Below are 437 nucleotides of genomic sequence, written 5' to 3'. Positions count from 1 at the left end.
GTATCAACACAGGACACATAATTTCGATCAATAAAGGTGTTGTAACAGCCTTCTATCCACATCCCTCTTCTTCCCCCGAAAATCCGGTTATCAGAGATAAAAGCATTTCTTGCAAAGACTAATTTGATGGCTTGCTCATAGTCATATTCACCAATCTCTTTTGCCTTTAATTTAAAGTAGTTCCCAAAAATACGAATGCCATCGCTCCAGGCGACTTCGTTGTTATATATTTGCCCAAACGATAAGATTCCGTATGACTTGTAATCATAAAAGTCATTTCCCTGAATCAAGACGTTTTGTGCATTTTGAGGGCGATTCATTTGGACTCCTTCAACATTTTTAGAACTTTCAATTCCTCCGGCTGCTTGGGAAATTCGAATACATTCATTATTGCGCTTAAATCGATTGTTTAAAATCTTAACTTCGCCCCATTTAAA

1 protein-coding gene is annotated in these 437 nt (G+C 37.3%); it reads right to left on the bottom strand.

From position 1 onward, the window contains the following. On the bottom strand, positions 1 to 437 hold a 437-nt coding region (locus QMZ64_RS23045; protein WP_367618655.1), incomplete at both ends, for a right-handed parallel beta-helix repeat-containing protein.

This window comes from Bacillus sp. LB7 (assembly GCF_030449715.1).
GTDB classification, from domain to species: Bacteria; Bacillota; Bacilli; order Bacillales; family Bacillaceae; genus Bacillus; species Bacillus paralicheniformis.
This window is presented reverse-complemented; position numbering and strand designations above follow the sequence as displayed.